The sequence below is a fragment of the Desmonostoc vinosum genome (assembly GCF_059505385.1).
Genome location: NZ_JCACKM010000139.1, coordinates 1 through 17,845, shown reverse-complemented (window position 1 = coordinate 17,845; position 17,845 = coordinate 1). Strand labels below are relative to the sequence as shown.

General features: G+C 44.5%; 16 protein-coding genes and 1 pseudogene. 8 read left to right on the top strand and 9 right to left on the bottom strand.

Translation table 11 applies throughout. The features are described from left to right. The first annotated feature begins 190 nt into the window (after positions 1 to 190). The 3 genes from AC5JMF_RS20500 to ppsA all read left to right on the top strand — a co-directional run bounded on the left by AC5JMF_RS20500 (position 191) and on the right by ppsA (position 4,224). Complete coding sequence (locus tag AC5JMF_RS20500; RefSeq protein ID WP_495797562.1) at positions 191 to 733, top strand: GNAT family N-acetyltransferase; 543 nt, start codon at positions 191 to 193, stop codon at positions 731 to 733. Positions 734 to 825: 92 nt separating this feature from the next. After that, a complete protein-coding gene (locus AC5JMF_RS20495; protein WP_495797561.1) occupies positions 826 to 1,425 on the top strand; it encodes a GNAT family N-acetyltransferase in 600 nt (199 codons plus the stop codon). A gap of 183 nt (positions 1,426 to 1,608) precedes the next feature. Further along, positions 1,609 to 4,224, top strand: coding sequence for a phosphoenolpyruvate synthase (ppsA, locus tag AC5JMF_RS20490; RefSeq protein ID WP_495797560.1), 2,616 nt, complete (start codon positions 1,609 to 1,611; stop codon positions 4,222 to 4,224). Positions 4,225 to 4,296: 72 nt separating this feature from the next. Here ppsA and AC5JMF_RS20485 read toward each other — a convergent pair whose 3' ends face one another. Both AC5JMF_RS20485 and AC5JMF_RS20480 read right to left on the bottom strand, forming a co-directional pair. Continuing rightward, on the bottom strand, positions 4,297 to 4,692 hold the full coding sequence (locus AC5JMF_RS20485) for a nuclear transport factor 2 family protein (RefSeq protein ID WP_495797559.1): 396 nt from the start codon (positions 4,690 to 4,692) through the stop codon (positions 4,297 to 4,299). Between the two features lie 112 nt (positions 4,693 to 4,804). Further along, positions 4,805 to 5,557, bottom strand: coding sequence for an SDR family oxidoreductase (locus AC5JMF_RS20480; protein ID WP_495797558.1), 753 nt, complete (start codon positions 5,555 to 5,557; stop codon positions 4,805 to 4,807). A gap of 127 nt (positions 5,558 to 5,684) precedes the next feature. Between AC5JMF_RS20480 and AC5JMF_RS20475 the strand changes: the two are divergent. Continuing rightward, positions 5,685 to 5,780: pseudogene (locus tag AC5JMF_RS20475) on the top strand (DUF3854 domain-containing protein); the annotation flags it as partial. 2 nt (positions 5,781 to 5,782) lie between these two features. Here AC5JMF_RS20475 and AC5JMF_RS20470 read toward each other — a convergent pair. After that, positions 5,783 to 6,361 carry a Uma2 family endonuclease gene (locus AC5JMF_RS20470; protein WP_495797563.1) on the bottom strand — a complete coding sequence of 193 codons (579 nt, stop codon included), beginning with the start codon at positions 6,359 to 6,361 and terminating at the stop codon, positions 5,783 to 5,785. 207 nt (positions 6,362 to 6,568) lie between these two features. Here AC5JMF_RS20470 and AC5JMF_RS20465 point away from each other — a divergent pair, with 207 nt between their 5' ends. Further along, positions 6,569 to 7,522 (top strand): polyprenyl synthetase family protein, encoded by a 954-nt coding sequence (locus tag AC5JMF_RS20465; RefSeq protein ID WP_495797557.1) that lies wholly within the window; start codon positions 6,569 to 6,571, stop codon positions 7,520 to 7,522. A 191-nt stretch (positions 7,523 to 7,713) separates the two neighbouring features. After that, positions 7,714 to 9,528, top strand: a complete 1,815-nt coding sequence (locus AC5JMF_RS20460) for an RNase A-like domain-containing protein (RefSeq protein WP_495797556.1) — start codon at positions 7,714 to 7,716, stop codon at positions 9,526 to 9,528. A gap of 209 nt (positions 9,529 to 9,737) precedes the next feature. On the opposite strand, the gene uppS is transcribed toward AC5JMF_RS20460, so the two are convergent. From uppS to lysA, 3 genes are all read right to left on the bottom strand, one after another. Further along, a complete protein-coding gene (gene uppS, locus AC5JMF_RS20455) occupies positions 9,738 to 10,487 on the bottom strand; it encodes a polyprenyl diphosphate synthase (protein ID WP_495797555.1) in 750 nt (249 codons plus the stop codon). Further along, complete coding sequence (cdaA, locus tag AC5JMF_RS20450; RefSeq protein WP_495797554.1) at positions 10,484 to 11,407, bottom strand: diadenylate cyclase CdaA; 924 nt, start codon at positions 11,405 to 11,407, stop codon at positions 10,484 to 10,486. The genes uppS and cdaA overlap by 4 nt, the downstream gene beginning before the upstream one ends. 99 nt (positions 11,408 to 11,506) lie before the next feature. Continuing rightward, positions 11,507 to 13,006 carry a diaminopimelate decarboxylase gene (gene lysA / locus AC5JMF_RS20445; RefSeq protein ID WP_495797553.1) on the bottom strand — a complete coding sequence of 500 codons (1,500 nt, stop codon included), beginning with the start codon at positions 13,004 to 13,006 and terminating at the stop codon, positions 11,507 to 11,509. Between the two features lie 274 nt (positions 13,007 to 13,280). Here lysA and rimI point away from each other — a divergent pair, with 274 nt between their 5' ends. Together rimI and AC5JMF_RS20435 are read left to right on the top strand one after the other, a co-directional pair. Beyond that, a complete protein-coding gene (rimI, locus tag AC5JMF_RS20440; RefSeq protein WP_495797552.1) occupies positions 13,281 to 13,826 on the top strand; it encodes a ribosomal protein S18-alanine N-acetyltransferase in 546 nt (181 codons plus the stop codon). Between the two features lie 526 nt (positions 13,827 to 14,352). Then, complete coding sequence (locus tag AC5JMF_RS20435; protein WP_495797551.1) at positions 14,353 to 16,824, top strand: ATP-dependent Clp protease ATP-binding subunit; 2,472 nt, start codon at positions 14,353 to 14,355, stop codon at positions 16,822 to 16,824. 90 nt (positions 16,825 to 16,914) lie between these two features. On the opposite strand, the gene AC5JMF_RS20430 is transcribed toward AC5JMF_RS20435, so the two are convergent. The 3 genes from AC5JMF_RS20430 to AC5JMF_RS20420 form a co-directional block, all read right to left on the bottom strand. Next, complete coding sequence (locus AC5JMF_RS20430; protein WP_495797550.1) at positions 16,915 to 17,100, bottom strand: DUF6887 family protein; 186 nt, start codon at positions 17,098 to 17,100, stop codon at positions 16,915 to 16,917. Beyond that, a complete protein-coding gene (locus AC5JMF_RS20425; RefSeq protein WP_373690607.1) occupies positions 17,097 to 17,273 on the bottom strand; it encodes a DUF6888 family protein in 177 nt (58 codons plus the stop codon). Before AC5JMF_RS20425 ends, AC5JMF_RS20430 begins: the two co-directional genes overlap by 4 nt. Positions 17,274 to 17,451: 178 nt before the next feature. Further along, positions 17,452 to 17,769, bottom strand: coding sequence for a type II toxin-antitoxin system RelE/ParE family toxin (locus tag AC5JMF_RS20420; RefSeq protein WP_495797549.1), 318 nt, complete (start codon positions 17,767 to 17,769; stop codon positions 17,452 to 17,454). Between the last annotated feature and the right edge of the window lie 76 nt (positions 17,770 to 17,845).

The window sequence follows — 17,845 nt, the reverse complement described above, 5'->3', positions numbered from 1 at the left end:
TGGATATGGCTTTCGTAACTTTAGCAATTTTCGATTACGCAGTTTATTAAACTGGTACTTTAGTATTAATTCTCCATAAAAGTAACCGAAGAACCTATTAACGATGACACGCTGTAACATGAAACTACTCCAGAAGGGGGGATTGGTGAAGTTTACAAACGAGTATTAGGCATGAGTCAGAAGATTTAAAATGGAAGTTGTCACCCAGCGATTTTTGTTGCGCGACTTTATCCCAGAAGATGAACCTCCATTTTCTGCCTATCGTGCAGACCCTCGCTATGCTGAATTTTGTACAGCAGCAGAAGTCACGACCAGCTTTAGTCATGAATTGCTCCAGCTTTTCAGCCAATGGGCAACAGAGTTTCCTCGTCGTAACTATCAGTTGGCGATTGTTGATCGGCGATCACCACAACTCATCGGCTGCGCTGGACTACGCCGCGAGAAGGATAATTCTGATTGGGCTGAACTGGGGATAGAACTAGCGCCGCAGTTCTGGGGACGCTATGCCTATGCCATCGAAATCGCGGAAGCTTTGATTGAGTTTGGCTTTCGTGTTCTAGATCTCCAGGAGATTCGCGGCATTTCTGTTAGTGCTAATAGACGGGTAACGCGGTTGGCTCAACGCTATGGATTTGCGGCGATCTCAATGCCATCCAGCCCGGACTGGATGAAAAAACGAGGATGGCACCAAATTGAATGGCAACTAACACGACAAACTTGGGAGCATGGATGACAACACTTTACACAAGTTTGGCAACATAAAGCAATATTGCACAATAACTTGCAGAACGGGTATGGGTTGCGGTCAACGATCGCGATATAGTTGTGGGGTATGCGATCGCCCAAGAAGATGAGCAACCTCATGTCATTAATGCCAAAAGTATGCCAACCACAAAGGTCGATGAAATGATACTGAACCTACGGTCGGCTACCTCCAATGATCTGGAACTGCTGCGGCATTGGGATGAGCAATCTCATGTGATTGCCTCAGACCCAAATGATGATTGGCACTGGGAGATAGAACTTGATCGCACCCCAGATTGGCGAGAACAACTGATTGCTGAAATCGACGATCGAGCGATCGGCTTTATCCAAATTATCGACCCAGCACGAGAGGAAAGCCACTATTGGGGCGATGTTGCACCGGATCTTCGTGCCATTGATATCTGGATTGGGGAAGCAGCAGATTTGGGCAAAGGCTATGGCACAAGAATGATGCAGCTTGCCCTCGCTCGATGTTTTGCCGACCCGCGTGTAACGGCTGTTCTTATCGATCCACTTGCCAGCAATACTCGCGCTCACCGCTTCTATGAACGTCTTGGCTTCCAATTTGTTGAACCCCGAAGGTTTGGCGACGATGACTGTTTTGTTTATTGGTTGAACCGAGCAGATTGGCATCCTGAAAACGCGATCGCATCGTCGTAGCGGCAGCACATGAGCGATACCTTCTCCTGTCGGAGACGCTTTGCGGTTTTCATGCACGAAGTGCTGTACGGCACACTTCGTGAACGCCGCATGACAACGCCCATGTACACCGACCGCTGAGAGTCGCTCGGTTATGATGCAGTCAAAATTACCAAAGTATGAATTGCCAAAGGAGAGAAACTGATGAGTTCATTTGTGCTTTGTTTTCAAGATATTGATCAAACAAAACTCACGGTTGTTGGGGGTAAAGGCGCAAACCTGGGGGAACTATCCAAGATTGAAGAAATCCGCGTACCGGACGGCTTCTGTATTTCTACTGAAGCATTTCAAAGAATCATTGGGGAAACACCGTCGATTAACGAATTACTCGATCAGTTATCGCATCTATTGGTGGAAGACCGGGATAAAATCGGTGAACTTAGCAGTGAGATTCGCAGGGTGATTGAAGGGATAGCCATTCCTGAAGACATTAATGAAGCGATCGCCCGCCTCCTCTCCAGACTTGGTGAAAAAAATGCCTATGCCGTGCGATCCAGCGCCACTGCGGAGGATTTACCGACAGCTTCTTTTGCGGGTCAGCAGGATACGTATTTGAACATGATTGGCAAAGCGGCAATCCTCAAGCATATCAGCAAGTGCTGGGCATCGCTATTTACCCAGAGAGCAGTAATTTACCGCCTGCAAAACGGCTTCGACCACCGTAAAGTCCACCTGTCTGTAATGGTTCAGAAGATGGTCTTCCCGCAGGCGGCAGGAATTTTGTTTACTGCCGATCCTGTCACTGGTAATCGGAAAGTGGTATCCATTGATGCCAGCTTCGGACTTGGGGAAGCGATCGTCTCCGGACTGGTGAATGCCGATAGCTATAAAGTGCGGAACGGCATGGTGATCGACAAGAAGATATCCACCAAGAAATTGGCTATTTACGCCGTAAAAGATGGCGGTACGAAATCACAGGAGATTGAGCCTGAGCGGCAGAATAAACAAGTGCTGACGGGTGAGCAGATTGTACAGCTTGAGAGCATAGGCAGAAAGATCGAAGCACATTTCGGCTGCCCTCAGGACATCGAATGGTGTTTGGTTGATGATGCGTTTTATATTGTCCAAAGTCGGCCAATTACTACTTTATACCCGATTCCTGAAGCGAACGATCGCGAAAATCACGTTTATGTATCTGTCGGGCATCAACAAATGATGACCGACGCTATAAAACCATTGGGATTGTCTTTATGGCAGTTAACCGCTGCCCGCCCCATGTATAAAGCTGGTGGCAGGTTGTTTGTTGATGTCACCTATGAACTGGCTTCACCTGTTAGAAGAGGAATAATAGTAGATGTCTTGGGAAAATCCGACCCGCTGATAACAGACGCATTGATGACTCTCCTGGAGCGGGGAGATTTTATTAAGTCGTTACCCGATGATCAGCCAGAACAGAGTTCCAGTAAAAGCAATACAGGTCGGTCACCTGCGGATTTTCAAACACTAAAGGAGTACGATCCGGCGATCGTTGGTGATTTGATCGAGCGTAGTGAAACATCGGTACGGGAATTAAAACATAACATCCAAACGAAATCAGGACTGGAGTTGTTTGATTTTATCCTGGAAGACATAGAGCAATTAAAGAAAAGTTTAGCCGCTCCACAAAGTTTTGGTGTGATTATGACTGGTATCAACGCTTCATCCTGGATCAATGAAAAAATGATGGAGTGGTTAGGCGAAAAAAACGCAGCAGACACGCTTTCTCAATCGGTATCTAACAATATTACTTCGTCCATGGGGCTGGCGCTATTGGATGTCGCAGATGCGATTCGCCCTTATCCGGAAGTAATTGAGTATTTACAACAGGTAAAAGATGACAACTTTCTGGATGAACTGATTAAGTTTGAGGGTGGACAGTCAGCCAGGGACGCTATCGATGTTTATCTAAACAAATACGGAATGCGATGTGCCGGGGAAATCGATATTACAAGACCTCGTTGGAGCGAAAAACCCATGACGCTTGTCCCCATGATTCTCAGTCATATCAAAAACTTTGAGCCTGGTGCTGGCGATCGGAAATTTGAGCAGGGGCGACAGGAGGCTTTGCAAAAAGAACAAGCGTTATTAGAGCGGTTGAAGCAACTACCGGATGGTGAACAAAAAGTCGAAGAAACAAAACGAATGATCGGTCATTACCGGAATTTCATCGGTTATCGTGAATATCCAAAATACGGCATAGTTAATCGCTACTTCGTTTATAAGAAAGCTTTACTGAAAGAAGCCGAACAACTCGTACAAGCGGGCGTTATTCATGAAAAAGAAGATATATGCTATCTCACTTTTCAAGAACTTCGCAAAGTAGTACGCACAAATAAACTGGATTACCAGATCGTTAACAAACGAAAAGACGAGTACAAATTATGTGAAAAACTAACTCCTCCACGTGTGATCACGTCTGATGGTGAAATCATTGCTCCTGAGTACAAACGAGAAAATCTCCCAGCCGAAGCTATTGTAGGTCTAGCTGTTTCTTCCGGAGTTATAGAGGGACGGGCACGTGTCATTTTAAACATGGAAGACGCTGATCTAGAAGATGGAGATATATTAGTCACCTTCTTTACTGACCCTAGCTGGACACCATTATTTGTATCCATAAAAGGTCTAGTCACCGAAGTTGGTGGACTGATGACTCATGGAGCAGTTATCGCCCGTGAATATGGCTTACCAGCAGTTGTTGGAGTAGAAAATGCTACCAAACTGATAAAAGATGGGCAACGAATTCGTGTACATGGAACAGAAGGGTATGTAGAAATCCTATAATGGGGAAAATATTGTCTTCCTCCTGAATGCGATCGCTAAAAGCAACGGCTCGGATTGTAACTGCCTTCCCAATTACTCATTTTTGTTTCTCGTCTTTTGAATCATTTGTTGGATTGTTTCGGTTTCGCCAATTTCATAAAGACTAATTAAACTATTCTCAATAGTAAAGATTTGCTGAATTGTTGCATCCGCGAGCAAATTGCCTTGCAAATCTCTGACGATTTGATGAACGGTAACGACATTTCGATTGTTTTCATCCGTCTCGAATTTTAAGGTTTCAAGCTGCACTTGAATAACCTTATATTGATTAGTCCAGTATTCGCGCACCGCGTCGCGTCCATAAACGAAACCGCCTTCCACGCCGTTCGCCCATTTCACATCCGGGTGCATCACCGAGATGATTGTTTCAATCTCGCCTTTGTTGAAGGCTTCGTATAAATTTTGCAGAAACTGCTGATTTGAACTCATAATTGTTCACCATCCAATACCAATGTCGTTAAAACAAGAAAGCAGCCCAACCGTTCAAATCAGCACCAGCAGCTTTCGCCCGTCCGCTGCATTGGGGTTGTGATGCGCCTATTTACAGGTGAGCGCCGCCAGATGCCTCAATTCTCTGACCTGTTATCCAACGGCTATCTTCCGAAACTAAGACTGCAACGGCATCAGCAATATCTTCAGGCATACCGATACGCTTGATAGCAGATATTGCAATGGTCTGTTGTTGTCCCTCCTGCGATCGCAACCATCCTGCATTTAAGTCAGTGTCTATTGCTCCAGGAGCGATCGTATTTACAGTGATTCCCCTTGTTCCTAACTCAAGAGCTAAATAGTGTGTCAGCACATCTACTGCACCTTTGGATGCGGCATAAACTGCGTAAACGGGATAGGAAAATCGAGTCAAACCAGTCCCAATATTAATGATGCGACCTTGCTCTTTTAAACGGGGAATCGCTTGTTGTGTGATAAAGAAAAGCCCCTTAACATTCAGATTAAACTGGTAATCAAACTCTTCTTCTTTCCATTCTTGAATAGGCTTTCCAATTGCCGTACCAGCATTATTAATCAAAATGTCCAACTTTGGCTCTTGCCCCAAATTGACTAACTCGGTGTCAATCTTCTCAAACATGGAATAAATGCTAGAAACCTGAGAGACATCTGCTTGCACTGCAAAAGCTGTTCTACCTAGTTGTCTAATTTCAGCCACAACCTCGTTTGCAGCATCTTGATTTTGACCAAAGTGAACAATAACATCAATGCCCTCTTTGGCAAGGCGTTGGGCAATAGCTTTACCCAAACCTCTACTTGCTCCTGTTACTAATGCAATTTTGTTCATGCTTGTTTGAACTTTGATTGACTACCTGATTTTAGCGTTGGTTACCGCATAACGGCGGAGTTGAACCGCACCTTTGGCTAATCACCTTTGGGCGGTTAACGAGGTGTCGGTTCCAACAAAGTGTTAAGGAGAAAAAAAGGCAGCTTGTTTGCTAACACTTGGCTACGTTGCTCCCGCCTTGCCTGGCATTTGGAATGGCCGCGTAGGCAAGGAAGACGTTGAATTTTAGACTTGTCCAGCCGTTAATACTTGGGCTGCGGTCACATCCAGCATTGGAAAAGTCGCTGACTTAATAATGTCTGTTCCCTGAAATACAGTTTCTTCATATAGTCCATCTACTAGACTCAGTAGGGTAATTCGGACTTTGTAGGCATCAACAATCCAGTATTCAGGGATACCTCGTGCGGCATACTCAGAACGTTTATAGCGGTAGTCTCTATCCTCATTCACCTTTCCAGAAGAGACGACCTCAACTACTAATCTTGGAGAAGGCATATCTGGAGTGATCGTAGCTCGTCCGCCTGCCATTGCTTCTAATAACTCTTGTGTCAATATCATTAAATCAGGTAGTCGCACACGAGTCCGGTTGCCTATGACCACGAGTTCTGTATCTTTATGGCGAATGAGTTGAATCGGGATAAACTTGAGAAACTGTGACAGTAGATAGAGAGAAATCAAGTTATTCCTATCGCTTTCCGGTGGCATTTCAACTAACTCTCCATCCACAAGTTCATAGCGAACATCTGTACCATCATCATAGGCAAGATACTCGTCCAGAGTGAGTTTTTTGATTGCTGTGGACATAACTTTTGGCTTGATCATCACTCTAAAAATATATTCTACCTTTCGGATGCACGAACGGGAATTGGTGGGTAATCCAGGGTTCATCAAGTCAGCAGCAGTATTCTGACTCAGTGTTTGATGCAGTGCGATCGCAATTCCTTGGGGCATAATACTTAGATAGATTAACCGAACTTGATATAATTTCAAAAATCAAAGCGGAAATTTAAAATGAACTCGCTAAAGTCCTTATATACAGACGTTAGAGAGGTTCTGGAAAATTCAATTCCTGATTACTGGTCAGCATTAAAACCCTTGCTGAGCAATTTTCTGCAAGAACCAATGTCTCCAGAGGCGATGCTACCATTAGCTTCTTGTCAAGCTGTTGGCGGAACTCCCAAAGATGCCGTTCATATTTCTGCTGCTCTTTTGACTTTTGGAGCATGTTTGCGTATTTTAGATGAATTAGAGGATCAAGATCGACCTGGACAATTATGGGAACAAGTGGGAGCAGCGAGAGCATGGAACTCTGCTGCTAGTATCAATGTTCTCTGCTTTCAAATACTAAGCAAAGCTCCTTTTGAGCCTCAAGTCTTTAAAAAAATTAATCAAGCCTTTCTAGATGCGTGTTTGCGAATTTCTGCAGGTCAGGATAGAGATCTAGCCGGAATGACCAAAAATATTCAAGATTATTGGTTAACTATAGAAATGAAAACAGCTGCCGCGTCAGCTATGGCTTGTGCTACTGGAGCTATGGCTGGTACAAATGACTCCGAATTGATTAATGCCTGTGGAGTTTTTGGCCATCATTTGGGGCTGGCTATACAAATTCTCAATGATATGGAATCAATCTGGCAACCGCACGGCATCACAGATTTAGAGCAAGGAAAAGTTACTCTGCCATTATTGTATGGCTTGCAATTTGATCATCCACAACGTCAGGAGCTTGCAGCCTTTGTTGAGGCTAACGAAATTGCTGCAAATGTCGAAAGAATTAAAGAAATTTTGGATGCAATCGATACCAAAAGTTTTTTAATTTGGGCAGCTTTAAAGGAGCGAGAGCAAGCTTTAGAGGCAATTAAAGTTTGTCCAAATGCTGAGGGGAGGGAGATATTAGAATCATATATCACTGGCATGTTTGGTGATATCAATGTCTTCTCAAAACGCGATCGCTTTGAAGTTTGAGTTGAGGTGCGTAGTTCAGTGCCTCTTGAATCATCCAAAGTCCATACAAATACTGAAGCAAAAACAGGTGGCTGAGTCTGAGAGTATAGACTAAAGTCGATAGCGATCGCATCTCCAGAAATTGTAAACTTTACTAAAAATACCTGAAAATATCAACTCAGGGCTTTACCCACCAATAAAGGAAAGGTGAGATGGGCGATCGCACGTTTGGGCGCAACAAAGCAGCTACATCAGCTTTTTCACATCCATCGCTTGTCTCACAAACTACCCCGACGTTGGCCAACCCAACGCGCGGCTTTGGTCTTTCAACAAATGTCATCGAAACCGCAACAGAAGAATCAACCTCCCTTGAGGAAGCACAAACTGCTGGTGAAGAATCCTTGTTCTCAGAAGCTGTGGAAAAACGCTCTTTTGGACATGATATTAGTCGCATAGCATTGCGTCGTCCCCAGACAAAACCAATGGTGGGAGAACCAAAAGACAAGTATGAGCAACAAGCAGACTCGGCAGCAAATCAGGTGATGCGGATGATTGTACCTCGGAAGTTGAACGCTCTTTCCGTACAGCCTGTACACAATTTTTTGCAGCGCAAATGTGCAGCCTGCGAAGACGAAGAAGACAAAGTACAAACTCAAGTTTCTGAGCCTGCAATCCAAAGGTGGTCACTTTTTGGTGATGATGAAGACAAGCAAGAATCAGAAAGTAGTTCCGGCGGAGGTGTCTTAGACTGGGTCAAAGAAAAAGGTAGTGCAGCCGTAGATACCGTGACTCAAACTGGCAGTGATGTCTATGACTTGGCTAAAGAAAAAGGTAGTGCAGCCGTAGATACCGTGACTCAAACTGGTAGTGATGTCTATGACTGGGCTAAAGAAAAAGGTGGTGCAGCCGTAGATACCGTGACTCAAACTGGCAGCGATGTTTATGACTTGGCTAAAGAAAAAGGTGGTGCAGCCGTAGATTCTGTTACTAACAGCGGTGGACAAGCGGCAAATTTGATTTCCAATTGGCGTAATATTCAAGTGAATTGGAATAGTGAATCAGGCAAGATATTGCAATCCTGGGCGAGTCAGCTTGACCCAGAGATTGTAATAGATATTAGTGGCAAAAGTCCCGCAGAGTTATACAAGGTAGTAGATGTTCCTGACCAAATCAAGCAAGCAGCCAAAGAATTAGCAAAACAAGTAAAAACGGATGTCACTCCTGGTTTTGCACCTAGTCCTAATATTCCACTACCTGACATTGACATCCCAGGTATACCCGGTCGTAAACCCGCGCCTGGCCCTGCACCCAAACCTCCAGCTGAACCTAGACCTGCACCTGATTCTCCAACTGACCCTACTCCTATGATTATTCTTCTTCTACTCATAGGTATAATAATTTTCTTGGCAATTTTATATTACGGAAGAAAGAAAAAGAGTCAAGAGGCTCCAGGCTCAGGCTATCAAGGTGGCGGTGGCACAAGTGGTGGAGGTGGTTCTACTGACAGTTGGGATGATGAAAAAATACCAGAAGATGAGAAAAAAGGAGGGTGTTCACAGGAGAAATTTGATCGAGAATACCTAACAGCTAAAGATCTGATTAGTGAGAGCGAAGGGTATAAGAATAAATACGGTGCTGGAGAAGGGCATTTGGTAAAAGAGCATGTCGGCAAGTCGAACACAGAGCTATGTGAACGAGCATGTAATTCCAATCCCAATAGAAAAGCCACAACAGCTAGTACTTTCAAAGATAGACCAGAAGCTGATGCCAGTGTTCAAAACATACTCAACAGCAAAAATGGCAATATCAAACAATGGGCTACAGATCCCGCCAGAGAGATAGGCGATGAAAGAAGCTTCTCTGTACAACAGACTAACGTGGGAACAACGGCTGCATGTGTTGACAAAACTAAGAAATCGTGCAACTTTGCTCCCGGCAAGGGAGTTACCATACTACTAATCTTTGATCCTACTTGGAAAGTCAAAAGGGGATGCTTTTGGCTGCTGACAGGGCATCCAACTAAGTAGTGCGTAGTTTAACGCCGTAGGCATCGCGGTTGAAAAACACTTTCTTGCGATCGCAGGAATAATACTAGGTGGCACTTGGCAAAAATTATCTCAAGCTACTGCCACAACCGCGCTAGGAATTACTATACTTGTGGCTTCTGATTAAGCTAGAAATAGCTTCGGTGTTGGCTTCCTTACCCGCCAGAGAATTTATTTTCTGGCTAAATTCCCTAAACTTTTCCAAACCGCCGTTCCCGTTGTTGGTAGGCACACAAGGCGCGGTGAAATTCTGTGCGGTCAAAGTCTGGCCAGAGAGTATCTGTAATGTAAATCTCGCCATAAGCCATTTGCCAAAGCAGGAAATTCGAGAGGCGCATTTCTCCGCTAGTGCGAATTAATAAATCTGGATCAGCGACGCCAGCGGTATATAAGTGACGCTCAAATACTTCCTCATTAATTTCATCAGGTTGTAGCAAACCTTGTTGGACTTGTTTAGCGATCGCCCGACAAGCTTGTAAAATTTCTTGGCGTCCACCATAATTGGTTGCTATCGAAAATCGGATACCGCGATTATTTTTAGTTTCTTCCATAGAACGGGAAATTTCTTGTTGTAGCGATCGTGGTAAGACACTCAAATTTCCCACAAACCGAATTTGCACATTCTCCTCTACCATCTCCCGCAATTCTTGACGTAAAACTCTCTGGAACAGAGTCATCAAAAAATCGACTTCTTCCTGCGGTCTTTTCCAATTCTCTGTAGAAAAAGCATAAGCTGTCAGCGCCTGAATTCCCCAATCCTTACAACAGCGCAGCAAATCTTTTAAAGCATCTACTCCCCGTTTATGACCCATAATTCGGGGTAGACCTTGACGCTTAGCCCATCGACCATTGCCATCCATAATTACCGCCACGTGCTGAGGCAATAGTTCTCGTTTTAAATCAGCGGGTAAATCTTGCAGTTTAGTTTGTTGTACTGTCATTTTTTATCTCGAGAAGCGGTCGATGGTAGTCCGAGTAAACGTGAAACTAATACTAATGCCTTCTCACCTATTTGACGAGCCAAACTCAACAGACCAGGAGCAACAGCTTCCCGATCTACATTTGGAGCTAATTGAGCCTCTAATGACTCCTTGAGTTTCCTAATAGTCAGTGGTCTATTTAGGGTTCCCCGTTCCGCTAGGGAAATAGAACCAGTTTCTTCTGATACAACGACACAAATACAATTTTCGACCCGTTCAGTAATTCCCATCGCGGCCCGGTGGCGTGTTCCCAACTGGCGCGAGGCTGTGCGTCCCGACAATGGCAAAATTATGCCCGACGCCACAATCCGTGAACCACGAATCAATGTTGCCCCATCGTGTAACAAAGTTTTTGGTTGAAAAATTGTCTGTATCAGTTCCTTTGAAACCTCCGCATTCAGCTTTACTCCCGGCACAGAAAAATCACGCTCATCAATTGGCCCTGTGGTTTCTAAGATTAGTAAAGCTCCAATGCGATTTTTTGACAATTCTTTAACAGCTTCAACAATTTCATCAATTACACTATCAGATTTGGGGATTGCCAAACTTGAGGGTTGAAAGAGCTGGCGAAATTCACCACGTCCCAATTGTTCCAAAAATCGCCGGAACTCCGACTGTAAAGTAACTGCCATTGCTACAGCGCAACCAATTACCAACTTTTCCAGCACAAAATTTAGTAGAGGTAATCCCAATCTGTGGCTGAGTGCCGAGGCTAGCATCAAGATAATAAATCCCCGCACCATCCATAATGTCCGGCGCTCACTAATAATAACTAGTATCATGTACGTCAGCGCCAGTACTAACATGACATCCAGAGTCCCAAGCAGCAAGGACTGCGACCATCCCAGGTTTGTCAGCCATTGCTTTAACAAATCTCTCATGACATCTGGATTACACTTTTGCCTCTAATTACAGTTAGTCAATTGTCAATTGTCAATTGTAGAACTCTTGACAATTGACAATTAAATAAGGACAAATGACTAATTTTTCAGTCTTTCTGGTAGGCAATCTTGTCGAATTAAATCTTGATAAGTTTCGCGTTGCAAAATGAGATTTGCTTCGCCATTCGCCACTACAACTGCTGCCGATCGCGGTAAGCGGTTGTAGTTAGATGCCATACTGTAATTGTACGCACCAGTTCCTATAACCACGAGAATATCCCCTGGTTCAGTTTTTGGTAGTTGAGCGTCTTTAATCAGAATATCCCCTGATTCGCAATGCTTGCCAGCAATTGTGACTGTTTGTGTCAGTGGAAAAGACATTTTGTTAGCTACTACTGCTCGATAAACTGACTGGTAAGTAATTGGACGGGGATTATCAGACATGCCTCCGTTAACTGCTATGTAAGTGCGGATTTCTGGAATCACTTTAGATGCACCGATAGTATAAGCTGTGACACAAGCTGTAGCAATTAGCGATCGTCCCGGTTCACAAAGCAACTTCGGTAATGGCAGATTTTCAGCGGCACAAGCTTCTTGAATGACTTCACAAATCGCTTTGACCCACTCTTCTATACTGGGTGGGTCATCTGATTCTGTGTATCTAATTCCCAAACCGCCACCGACATTTAACTCTGTCAGATTTAAACCATATTTTGCGGCCTTCTGCAACCACTGCACCATCACAACTGCTAAATCTCTATGCGGTTGACGCTCAAAAATTTGCGAACCGATATGAGCATGTAGTCCTACACAGTTAAGAGCAGGTTGCTTGCTTACAAAACTAAATAATTCATCTAATTGATTGGGATCAAAGCCGAATTTACTATCTAGTTGTCCCGTGCGAATATATTCATGAGTATGGCATTCAATGCCCGGAGTCAATCGCAGCATGATCCGGGGAAGAGACGCGGGGACGCGCTTACGCGGTGAGACAGCGCGGTCTGCCTCATGAGCGACTGCGAACCCGGAGAGTGGTAATTTCTCCGTATCTCCGTATCTCCGTGTCTCCGTATCCTCGACAATTTCTACCAAAGTGTGTAGCTCATGCCAGTTGTCCACCACAATCGTGCAACCGGATTCTACGGCAAAGACCAGTTCTTCACGAGATTTGTTATTGCTGTGGAGGTAAATGGTATCAGAATTGACGCCAGCTTGCAGAGCTGTGTAAAGTTCGCCACCAGAAGCCACATCAATTCCTAAACCTTCCGATGCGGCGATCGCGCAAACTGCTAGACAACTCCAGGCTTTTGAAGCATACAGTACTTGAGCATTACCCTTATAGTATTGCTTGAAAGTATCTCGGTATTGCTGACAAGCCAAACGCAGGGTTTCTTCATCTAAAATATAGAGAGGTGAACCAAACCGCTGTACTAGGGTTGTGACATCACACCCACCAATCTCTAGGAAGTCCTGTTGATGAACTCTGGCAGTTAAAGGTAAAAGTTGCTGGTTAGGCGAAAGATTGGAGTTAGTGCTACGCCTTTGAGGTAAATACTGACTACCAGAATGTTGAACCCCAGTGGGGTGAGTCGATACCATAATTTTAAGATTTGTCCTTGTTCAAATTACGGGCTTGAGTAAGTCTTTCGATTCTCAGTTTACCGAAAAGGAGAGCAGGGAAAGTATGAGGAATTAGGAATTGGGGACTGGGGACTAGGGAACTCGGGGCCCCCGCTCCCGGAGGGAGTGGTGATTAGGGGTAATGGGGAATGGTTTTCTATTTCTCTCCGTGCCTCCCCTACCCTTGAAAGCCCTGCCTCCCCTACTCTCCCTGCTCCCTGCCCCCTGCTCTTTACTCTCCATTCTTTTAAATGTGATTTCACTAGACCTGGAAATTCAACTTTTAAAACCACAGCATCTGAGTGCAATACTAGAATTGGATCAAGCCTGTTTTGGCGGTTTGTGGACTTTGGATGCTTACCAGCGAGAGTTGGACAGTCCTAACAGCGACTTGCTAGGCTTATTTTCCCCTTTATCTGACCCTAAACTGCTAGGAATGGGTTGTTTTTGGTCAATTTTAGAGGAAGCCCACATCACAATTTTGGCGGTTCACCCCCAATATCACCGTCAAGGTTTGGGACAAGCTGTACTATATTCTTTGCTCCAAACTGCTTGCGATCGCGGCTTAGAACGCGCCACTCTCGAAGTTCGCGCTTCTAACCTAGCAGCCATATCCCTATATCAAAAATTTGGCTTTAAAACAGCTGGGCGGCGACGGCGTTACTACCAAGATAATAATGAAGATGCCCTAATTCTCTGGATTTCCGAGCTACAACAGCCGCAATTCCAAAAAACCTTAGATACTGGGCACACCCAAATTAGCGATCGCCTCCGCCAATCCTCATGGCAGTTTAGGTAATAGGGATTGGGTGTTTGTTATTTCTTTCCCTGCCTCCCTGGTCACTGAGCGAAGTCGAAGTGCTATCTCCCCAGTCACTGAGCAAAGCCGTACCCTACGGGATCTTGCTACGGGTAGCTTGCTTTCTGATCCCCCTGATCTTTTTTTCCGGTCAGCAAAAAATTGCCATTTTGAAACATTTTCTTATATTTAAATATTATTCGTATATAAGTTTTTTTATATGTATATCTTATGAGTAGTTATTTTTCCTTGATAATGGGAAATAAATTTGATATGTATATGTATTTGGGATCAAATTACTAAACTCTCATCACCAGCACTCACTTATTTGTAATCAATCCCAAAAACGCTGGTAAACTCAAGCTCCTCAACACACAAGCTACACAAAAGTAATCAACGCTTAACAATTACCATCACAACCTGAGTAAAAAGATCTGGATGTCTATAATCTTTATACAGGCATCCAAAAGCTTTGCCTGTGCTAAAATCAGCGTACCGGCACGACGCAGGTGATGGGAAAAATGCCATGTTTGAACGCTTCACAGAAAAAGCCATTAAGGTAATCATGCTGGCCCAAGAAGAGGCCCGCCGTTTAGGTCACAACTTTGTTGGCACCGAGCAGATCCTCCTGGGTCTGATTGGTGAAGGCACTGGTGTGGCGGCAAAAGTGCTGAAATCAATGGGAGTAAATCTCAAAGATGCCCGCATTGAAGTTGAAAAAATTATAGGCCGGGGTTCAGGCTTTGTGGCCGTGGAAATTCCGTTTACGCCACGGGCAAAGCGGGTTCTGGAACTATCTCTAGAAGAAGCACGCCAACTGGGGCATAACTACATTGGCACCGAGCATCTGCTGTTGGGCCTGATCCGCGAAGGGGAAGGTGTAGCAGCCAGGGTGCTAGAAAACCTCGGTGTGGATCTATCCAAGGTCAGAACCCAAGTAATTCGTATGCTGGGAGAAACTGCTGAAGTTTCACCAGGGGGTTCATCCGGTCGCACAAAAACCCCGACATTGGATGAATTTGGCTCAAACCTGACCCAAATGGCAACTGATAATAAGCTTGATCCCGTGGTGGGACGCGCCAAGGAAATTGAGCGAGTGATTCAGATTTTGGGTCGCCGGACTAAAAATAATCCAGTATTAATAGGCGAACCAGGGGTTGGTAAAACAGCGATCGCCGAAGGTTTAGCATCACGCATTGCTAACAAAGATGTGCCCGACATCTTAGAAGATAAGCGCGTGGTGACGCTAGATATCGGCTTACTCGTTGCTGGCACCAAGTACCGAGGTGAATTTGAAGAACGCCTGAAGAAAATCATGGATGAAATTCGGCAGGCGGGTAATGTAATTCTCGTAATTGACGAGGTACATACCTTGATTGGTGCAGGTGCAGCCGAAGGTGCAATCGATGCAGCCAATATCCTCAAGCCAGCCTTGGCTAGAGGTGAATTGCAATGTATCGGCGCAACAACCCTCGATGAATATCGTAAGCACATCGAGCGCGATGCAGCACTAGAGCGGCGTTTCCAACCAGTGATGGTAGGTGAACCGACAGTAGATGAGACAATAGAAATTTTATATGGTCTGCGCGATCGCTACGAGCAACACCACAAGCTGAAAATCTCCGATGAGGCATTAGTGGCAGCAGCGAAATTATCTGATCGTTATATCAGCGATCGCTACCTGCCAGATAAAGCCATCGACTTGGTTGATGAAGCCGGTTCTCGTGTGCGCTTGATTAACTCCCAACTGCCACCCGCAGCCAAAGAGTTAGACAAAGAACTGCGGCAGATCTTAAAAGAAAAAGATGATGCTGTGCGCTCCCAAGACTTTGACCGAGCTGGGGAACTGCGCGATCGCGAAATGGAAATCAAAGCTGAGATTCGAGCGATCGCTCAAAGCAAAACCAACGCCAACGGCACCGAAGGTGAAGAACCCGTAGTTACAGAAGAAGACATCGCTCACATTGTCGCTTCCTGGACTGGGGTACCGGTGAACAAGCTCACCGAATCTGAATCCGAAAAGCTGTTGCACATGGAAGACACCCTGCACCAGCGTTTAATTGGTCAAGACGATGCAGTCAAAGCAGTTTCACGAGCCATTCGTCGCGCTCGTGTCGGTTTGAAAAATCCCAATCGGCCCATTGCTAGCTTTGTCTTCTCTGGGCCTACTGGCGTAGGTAAAACCGAGTTAGCTAAGTCTTTGGCTTCTTACTTCTTCGGTTCCGAAGAAGCAATGATTCGCTTAGACATGTCCGAATACATGGAGCGTCATACCGTCAGTAAGTTGATTGGTTCACCTCCAGGTTATGTTGGTTATAACGAAGGTGGTCAGCTAACCGAAGCTGTGCGCCGTCGTCCTTACACCGTGGTGCTGTTTGATGAAATCGAGAAAGCGCACCCCGATGTCTTCAACATGTTGCTGCAAATCTTAGAAGACGGTCGCCTCACCGATGCCAAAGGTCGCACGGTAGACTTTAAGAATACCTTGCTGATTTTGACTTCTAACATTGGTTCCAAGGTGATTGAAAAAGGCGGCAGCACCATTGGCTTTGAGTTTGCCGATGATGTCAGCGAATCACAATACAACAAGATTCGCTCCTTGGTGAACGAAGAACTGAAGCAATACTTCCGTCCAGAGTTCCTCAACCGACTCGATGAAATTATCGTCTTCCGTCAGTTGAGCAAGGCCGAGGTGACACAAATCGCCGAAATTATGCTCAAGGAAGTATTTGGGCGTCTGACCGAAAAAGGTATCACCTTAGAAGTTACAGACCGCTTCAAAGACCGCTTAATCACCGAGGGTTATAGCCCAAGTTACGGTGCAAGGCCGTTACGTCGGGCGATTATGCGCTTGTTAGAAGATAGCCTAGCAGAAGAAATTCTCTCTGGACGCATCAAAGATGGTGACACAGCCATTGTAGATGTAGATGACAGTGGTAATGTGCAGGTTAGTTCGCAACAGCGCCGGGAATTATTACCCCAAGCTGTTGAGTCATAGATAAATTTGGGATTAAATCTCAAGTTAAAAATTATAAAACGGTAGAGTAATAAAAACTCTACCGTTTTTTAGTGCAAATTTATTTACTTGTCAGCTAGCTTGGTTAATATGCCGTTGTAACTCGGTTGCAAATTCCTCATCTGTGCGAGTAATCACCTTTGGTCGCTGGTCTAATCTGTCCATTAAAATATGGAATGCCTCAGTATCCTGTGGGTGATATCTAACCCAATCTCTTAATTCCTCATCTGACATGGCTGGATAATTAGGTTTAGTCATGGAAATGTCACCTCACCGTTAGGATATATCTCTATTTGTATTGTGTCTCCAATTAAAACGTATATACGCTTTGTTCTTTCGTCCAGTCGTACAACGTTAATAGGCTGAAACATATTACTGGCTCTCACACATCTACTGTAAAACGCTCTCAACTGTTCTGTTGTTGGTTCCATCAAACCCCACTCTCAATAAAGCTACCTCGTAAGCACTAAAACGCTGTTTGATCTTTGCTACTAATTGCATGTTTGTAAAATGAGGATATCTAAGAATCAAGTTGAGACGTAGCGATCGCCAAACATTAAATTATAATCCCAATACTGAAAGATGCGATCGTCTATCAATTATCCATTCTCATTCCTGTTCCAAAATCTTTTCTATATCTTGTTTTGCATACAGAACCCGCACAATATTAATCTTTTCATCTTGTTCAAAGTAAAAAATTAGATACTTTTTAAATCCCTTAACAGCCCATCTACGTAAACCTTCTAAACGAAGATTTGCCGAGTTATATCGACTACCTATTCCAGGCATTTTTGCTAATTGGGCAAAAGTTTCTCTTACAGAGTCAAAAAATAGAAGTGCAGTATTCAGGTTTTCTTGAGAAATGTAAGCAAAATGCTCATCGATATCCAAACTGGCTTTGGGTGTGATGACTAAGCTAAAAAACATCTAAATTACATAATCAAATTAAATCAGGACTTACGCAACTGGCACAGGCGAGCGCTAAATTTGAGTACAAATGTAT